Raw genomic sequence first — 6,217 nt, 5'->3', positions numbered from 1 at the left:
CGATTTTTTGTTTGATTTTAGCTGAATCTATAGCACGTATAATACTAAAAGTTCATTGGCTAACTGATGTGATCGGCGGCTTTTTTCTTGGTTCTGCTTGTGCCCTAATTGGAGCATATAGTTATCATCTTAAGCCGGATCCTAGCTTCGATCTTCCTGCATTTTTAAAACATTTATCATTATTTTCTTTATTACTGGCATTATTTATTATTTAATACTCAGCTTCTTTTAGTTCCTCTCAAAGATTTATCCCAGGTATTATTTTAATAAAAATTACAGCCCCAGTTAGGGCTATATTTTATTTTTTCCGCAAACACGACGCTCTATCCACCATGCCAGCATCAAGGTCGACAAAATACCTAACATAATTCCATAATTCTGCCAATTTTTCCCTACCACGGTTAAGGCATTAGGAGTATGGAGAATAGAGAATGGAATAGCTAATAGAACATCGACTAACGCTGAACCAGCTACTAATCCACAAGCAATCAACACACCTCGTTGCCGCCGCAGCTGTCTTTCTTCACCGGGAAGTTTCTTTTACTGAGACGCCACTGCGTGACCATCGCAATCATTCCTCCGAGAAATAAAGGAAAAGAAGAGGCAATAGGTAAATACATTCCTATAGCAACTCCTAATATGGAAAGTCTGATATAACGCTCTAGTTTAAATAAATAGATGAAAAAATAAGCGCAAGAATAACTGCTGCTCCAATAAACATCATGGTCCAAGGCAACGTATTACTAAATACCGCTTCAGTGATGGCCGCCATTAATGCTGCTGTAGGTGCTGGCAGTGACTGGCCAGGATCCATGCCCTCATGAGGCATAACCCCTGCAATACCATAGACATCAAACAGCAATTGCATGACCGGAGGAATCACCAAAGAAGAAATGATTACCCCCAGTAAAAGCATAACTTGTTGCTTCCACGGAGTCGCGCCAACCAATTGTCCCACTTTCAAATCTTGCGTATTATCGTTGGCGATGGCAGCAATACCTGTTACCACCGAACCAATAATGATTGTGATCGCTTCTGCTGCCTTAATCTGGTTGGCGCTAAAAGGTAACGGTAAAAGGTTGTTAATCATCGTCAGCAATATCCAGGCTGCAAATAGCATCCCGGCAATCACGATTGCACTACCAGGACTCGCCGTTACCCCCACCATGCCTGAAAAATAGCCTGTAATAACAGAGAATAAAAACCAATGATCAAAACATAGAGTACTGCGCCAAACACTAACGTGGGAGCAAAATCACCGTCTAAGCCGATTTCCTCCAAAGGAAAAATAAATTGAAAAAACAAAAACAAAATAGCAGACATAAACATTACACCAATTAAAATAAAAGGCATAGGAATGTCTTTATCTGTGCGCGGCAATTGTTCTTCTTGATGACTTTTAGCTACAAAAGCACGAAAAGAAATCCGCATACTTTTAAGCAAAGGTTTTATCAATTTCAGGAAGGTCCAAGTACCGGCAAACAGCATCGCACCTATACCTAAATAACGCATTTCGCTATTCCAAAGAAAGGTAGCCGCTTTGGATGCAGGATAATGAGTAAGAAACTCTGGATAAAATTGACTGACAATTGGCATAGCTATTAACCAGGAAATAATGGCGCCCAGAAAAATACTCAAAGCCATCTCATGTCCGACTAAATATCCTGCCCCTATCATTGTTGCAGAAAATCCCACACCAAAACCAAACAGTGAGCGCTTAATTGAAAACCAAAAACTCCAATTATTGGCAATAATTTTAAAACCTGTCTGGAATAGCTCAAGAAGACCACCTACAGCTCCACCGAGAAAAATATCGCGAATACCTGCTTTTTCTGCGGACGACTTTAACACTTCAGCAATCGCACGCCCCTCTGGAAATCTTAACGCGGGTTCATTCACTAATACTCGGCGAAGAGGAATTGAAAACAAAACACCCAAAATACCACCACAGGCAGCAATAAAAAATTGGTGAGGTAATCAAAACCATTCCAGTATTGAATAATAATCAATGCAGGAATGGTATACACAATACCTCCAGCAACCGCTTCACCCGCAGAGGCGGCTGTTTGGACTGCGTTATTCTCCAAAATGGTAGAGTTTTTAAATAAACGTAAAATACCCATGGAAATAATGGCGGCAGGAATTGAAGCCGAGGTTAAAATACCCAATTTTAATGCCAGATAAGCATTCGATAATGCCAAAATGACTGTTAAAATAATTGCTAAAATAATGCTGCGAATCGTTAATTCAGCAATTTTTTCATCCGCTTTAATAAACGGAACAAATGTACTCATTGATTACCCCATACAGCCTTGGTTACATCAGGACGTAACCAGTTTTTGAGTTCAGATTTAGAAATTTTTACTGTTTGTGGACCGTAAAAATAAGGCGCGACTTGATAAGTATCGAACACAATAGCTAAACCATCTTGCGTAAAATGCCAATTTCTATAATTTTCTTGAATTGCTGTTGTTCCCTTTATTAACCAATCCCGATCGGTCATTTTTTCTTCCCCAACGCTTTACGGCATATAGTGGCTATTTGGTTTAAGTAATTGCTATTTGGTACAAACAAATGATCTAAAGTCACTGATTGGCCTTGGATAAAATTGAATGTTTTTACAGAATTACTGGGATGTGCAGCACCTTGACTATAAGCCGATACGTTGAACAAGATACTTAATGCATTTTTATTTTGAAACTCTATTTTATAATCAATATATAAACTACTTTTCCCAACGGTATCACCCGTTTTTTCACACTAGGTGCCTCAAGAGCAGCTGCACTCTTTTGGCTTTCGGCTATAAATGCTTTTATCCTTTCACCCACTTCTGCATCTGGAAATCCTTCCGGGTATTTAATACTAAGATCAAAATCGGCAGTTTCTCTTTTAATAATTACTGTATTTGGTGGTGCAGACCAAGCCAAACTATGTAATAAGAAAAAACCCAGCCCCAATAGACTTATAATCAATTTCTTCATAGTTGTACCCCCTCAAATTCCCTTAACCAATTTCCCGCTACCATTGTACTGTGTTGTATAGGATAACCAAAGTGGTAACAAAGTGAGGCACTATCCTTTACTGACCAACGTACTAAATCCGCAGTCATTCCTGCTGCAAGAGTGCCTATTTCACGCTCCAGAGAAAGTGCTCTTGCAGCTTGGTAAGTGACCGCCATTAAAACCTCCGGTACTGTTAGGGCAAAAAACTGACAAGCCATATTCAGCATTAACAACAACGATGTCGTAGGAGATGAGCCTGGATTAGCATCGGTGGCAATTGCTATACCCACCCCCATTTCACGCAGCAAAGCGACAGGCGGTTTTACTGTCTCGCGTAAAAAATAATAAGCTCCCGGTAATAGAACGGCAACTGTTCCGTTGTTAGCCATTGCTGCAGCCCCTTCACGATCTAGGTGCTCTAAATGATCACAAGACAGAGCCCCTAAACTGGCAGCCAATTTTGTTGCTCCAAGATTGGACAACTGTTCTGCATGGCACTTAATAGGTAAACCTAAGGCTTTTGCTTTAATAAATAATTGTTCGGTTTGTACCAATGTGAAACCAATTGATTCGCAAAATACATCTACAGCATCAGCCAATCCCATTTCAGCTACAGCAGGTAACATATCTTGGCAAAGAAAATCGACATAAGCCTGAGCATTATTTTTATATTCTGGCGGCACCGCATGCGCCCCTAGAAAAGTAGTCCTTACCCGCAGACCAACTGCTTCCCCCAAACGCCTGGCCACACGCAAGATTTTGAGCTCATTATCCCAATCAAGACCATAACCTGATTTAATCTCAAGAGTAGTTACACCTTCCGCCCGTAACGCCAAAATTCTGGGTAATGATTGTTGAAACAGTTCTTCTTCAGAGGCGGTACGCGTTTGTCTGACAGTCGATAAAATTCCACCGCCAGCGCGAGCAATTTCAGCATAAGTTTTCCTTCAAGCCGTTGCTTAAATTCGTCAGCACGATTACCGGCATAGACCAAATGAGTATGGCAATCAATCAAGCCCGGCGTAATTAATAAATGATAGCAGTCCTCAGTAACAGCGGCTTGCTGCAAGTAAGTGACTGGTAAATCACTCATGGCACCACACCAAACTATCATTCCTTCGCTAATAGCAATCGCTTGTTCTTTTAGTTGCTTACCTTGTGCATTAATTATTGTTGCATTCAACAATAAGCGGTCACATGCCTGCATGTTTACTCCCAACTAGGCACTTGCTGCGATGCCTTGAGCCATTGTAAGTGATGACTGTTGTCATAGATATCCCATTCTTGGGCCACATAGTGTGCTTTATCCACATCGATTAATAACCATGTTAAAAATCCGCTACGGTGGTAGTTGATAAGAGACGTTTTTCTTGCTTGAGGACTCTGAAAAAATCTCGTTTTTCCTCATCCATAAACTGAGCATCTCGAATAGCTGCCTGCATGTCAGTATCAATGATCCCAGGCATCACACTGGCAAAAGACAGATTTGGATTTTCTAATTGCAAACAACGGGTCAACATAGCTAGAGCAGCCTTAGAAACACAGTAAGCAGCCCAGCCTGTAACTGGAAAATAAGCTGCACCAGAACCGATATGCAATACACGGCCTTGTTCTAATTTGGCAAGTAATTTTTGCGTTAAAAATAGAGGGGCATTGAGATTAGTAGCAAGAACTTGCTGCCAGGAAGCTTCATCTATAGTAGTAACAGGCATAATCGGCTCAATAATACCCGCGTTGTGGATCAACCCTTCTAGTGCAGTAACTTGGACTTGTTCTATATGAGCAACAATTTCTTGGCGTCCTTTATCCGTTGAGACATCAGCAACGAGGTAACTAATTTGAGGAGAAAACGCTGCCGTTTCTACTAAAGCCTGCTCGCGCCGTCCTACAATGAGAACCTGCTTTTGTCGAACCGCCAAAGCATGGGCTAGAGCCTGTCCAATTCCACTTCCCCCGCCAGTAATTACAAACATGATATTTCTCCAGCTAGCTTAATCTTTGGCTATTTGCTTCTAATCCAACAAACATCGATTCTATGTGCCTCCATAAAGAAGATCCCTAGAACTGAAAAATCACTACTTCGTGAACTTCAGAGAGAATGCCACACTACTCTAGTCTTAAAATTAGGCCGATAATAGCAGACCTGTTTGGGATTGGCACCGATTTTAGAATAAAGAAATAATTACAGTGACATTATCATGCATAGAAAGATATATTATCCTTATATCAAATTTCTTCTTTGAAATTTACTATGTTTGCAGATCTACAAAATTACGAGCCAACTGAACAATCTATTTGGCAGGGGCGTAAAGATAGCTTGCCTGGAGAACGTTTCTTTCAACGTATTCATTGTGTCGACTTGCGATCTCAATCTCTACAAGATAAACAGCAAAATCTGATTATCCTAGGATTTTGTAGTGACGAAGGGATCAGACGTAACGAAGGTCGTACCGGAGCCAAATTAGGTCCATTCAAATTGCGTGAACAATTGGCGAAACTTTCCTGCAATTTTGATAAGCAGTTTATCGATATAGGTAATATCGTTTGTGAGCAAGAGCAATTGGAATCCGCTCAACAACAATTCGCAACCTTGATTACAGCTTGTCATCAACAGGGTTATAAAACGTTGGCTTTCGGTGGTGGACATGAAATTGCATGGCCGCATTTTTCTGGCTTGGCTGCTCATTATCCCAAAATAGGGATTATCAATTTTGATGCCCATTTTGATTTACGCCCTTTAAAAGATGGGCATTATGCCACATCAGGAACCCCTTTTCGCCAAATCAGCCAATATTGTCAACAAAATCGGCTACTTTTTGACTACTGTTGTTTAGGAATTCAATATATTGCTAATACATCTAGTTTGTTTGCTGCTGCTGATGAATTAAAAGTGTCTTATCTTAGTGCAGAGCAAATCCATAATGAGGATATTGCCTGGCAACTCGCTTTCCTAGACACGTTTCTTTTGCGGCATGAATATATTTATTTGACCATTTGTCTGGATGTATTTGCTGAATGCTATGCCCCGGGGGTCAGTGCACCTCAAGCACTTGGTTTAACACCATGGCAAACATTAGCCCTGTTGAAATACATCTTACAAACTGGCAAAGTGATAAGTCTCGATGTAGCTGAGCTCTCTCCCCCACTGGATCAAGAGCAAAAAACCGCACGACTGGCTGCCAGCCTGGTGGCAGAGTTGTTGGACTATTATTAAA

7 protein-coding genes and 2 pseudogenes are annotated in these 6,217 nt (G+C 40.8%); 2 read left to right on the top strand and 7 right to left on the bottom strand.

Annotation, left to right across the window (positions count from 1 at the left end):
* On the top strand, positions 1 to 215 hold a 215-nt coding region (locus BN58_RS23310), incomplete at its 5' end, for a phosphatase PAP2 family protein (RefSeq protein ID WP_156812421.1).
* A 76-nt stretch (positions 216 to 291) separates the two neighbouring features.
* Here the strand turns inward: BN58_RS23310 and BN58_RS33375 are convergent.
* The 7 genes and pseudogenes from BN58_RS33375 to BN58_RS23290 form a co-directional block, all read right to left on the bottom strand.
* Positions 292 to 495 (bottom strand): hypothetical protein, encoded by a 204-nt coding sequence (locus BN58_RS33375; RefSeq protein WP_232220436.1) that lies wholly within the window; start codon positions 493 to 495, stop codon positions 292 to 294.
* 166 nt (positions 496 to 661) lie between these two features.
* Positions 662 to 2,294 (bottom strand): annotated as a pseudogene (locus BN58_RS23305) (OPT family oligopeptide transporter).
* Positions 2,291 to 2,503: an RsiV family protein gene (locus BN58_RS28275; protein ID WP_019216371.1), complete on the bottom strand. Its 213-nt coding sequence runs from the start codon at positions 2,501 to 2,503 to the stop codon at positions 2,291 to 2,293. Before BN58_RS28275 ends, BN58_RS23305 begins: the two are co-directional and overlap by 4 nt.
* Positions 2,500 to 2,673 (bottom strand): hypothetical protein, encoded by a 174-nt coding sequence (locus BN58_RS30690; protein ID WP_156812420.1) that lies wholly within the window; start codon positions 2,671 to 2,673, stop codon positions 2,500 to 2,502. Before BN58_RS30690 ends, BN58_RS28275 begins: the two co-directional genes overlap by 4 nt.
* Before the next feature lie 29 nt (positions 2,674 to 2,702).
* Entirely contained in the window at positions 2,703 to 2,981 is a 279-nt protein-coding gene (locus tag BN58_RS28270; protein WP_019216370.1) for a hypothetical protein, read from the bottom strand.
* A pseudogene (gene hutI / locus BN58_RS23295) lies at positions 2,978 to 4,209 on the bottom strand (imidazolonepropionase). The gene BN58_RS28270 and the pseudogene hutI overlap by 4 nt, the downstream one beginning before the upstream one ends.
* A 121-nt stretch (positions 4,210 to 4,330) precedes the next feature.
* A complete protein-coding gene (locus BN58_RS23290; RefSeq protein WP_019216369.1) occupies positions 4,331 to 4,975 on the bottom strand; it encodes an SDR family NAD(P)-dependent oxidoreductase in 645 nt (214 codons plus the stop codon).
* A gap of 278 nt (positions 4,976 to 5,253) precedes the next feature.
* Here BN58_RS23290 and hutG point away from each other — a divergent pair, with 278 nt between their 5' ends.
* A complete protein-coding gene (hutG, locus tag BN58_RS07895; RefSeq protein WP_019216368.1) occupies positions 5,254 to 6,216 on the top strand; it encodes a formimidoylglutamase in 963 nt (320 codons plus the stop codon).
* Position 6,217 lies beyond the last annotated feature (1 nt).

Source organism: Legionella tunisiensis (assembly GCF_000308315.1).
GTDB classification, from domain to species: domain Bacteria; phylum Pseudomonadota; class Gammaproteobacteria; order Legionellales; family Legionellaceae; genus Tatlockia; species Tatlockia tunisiensis.
The sequence above is the reverse complement of the archived record's forward strand: the minus strand, read 5'-3'. Positions and strand labels throughout refer to the sequence as shown.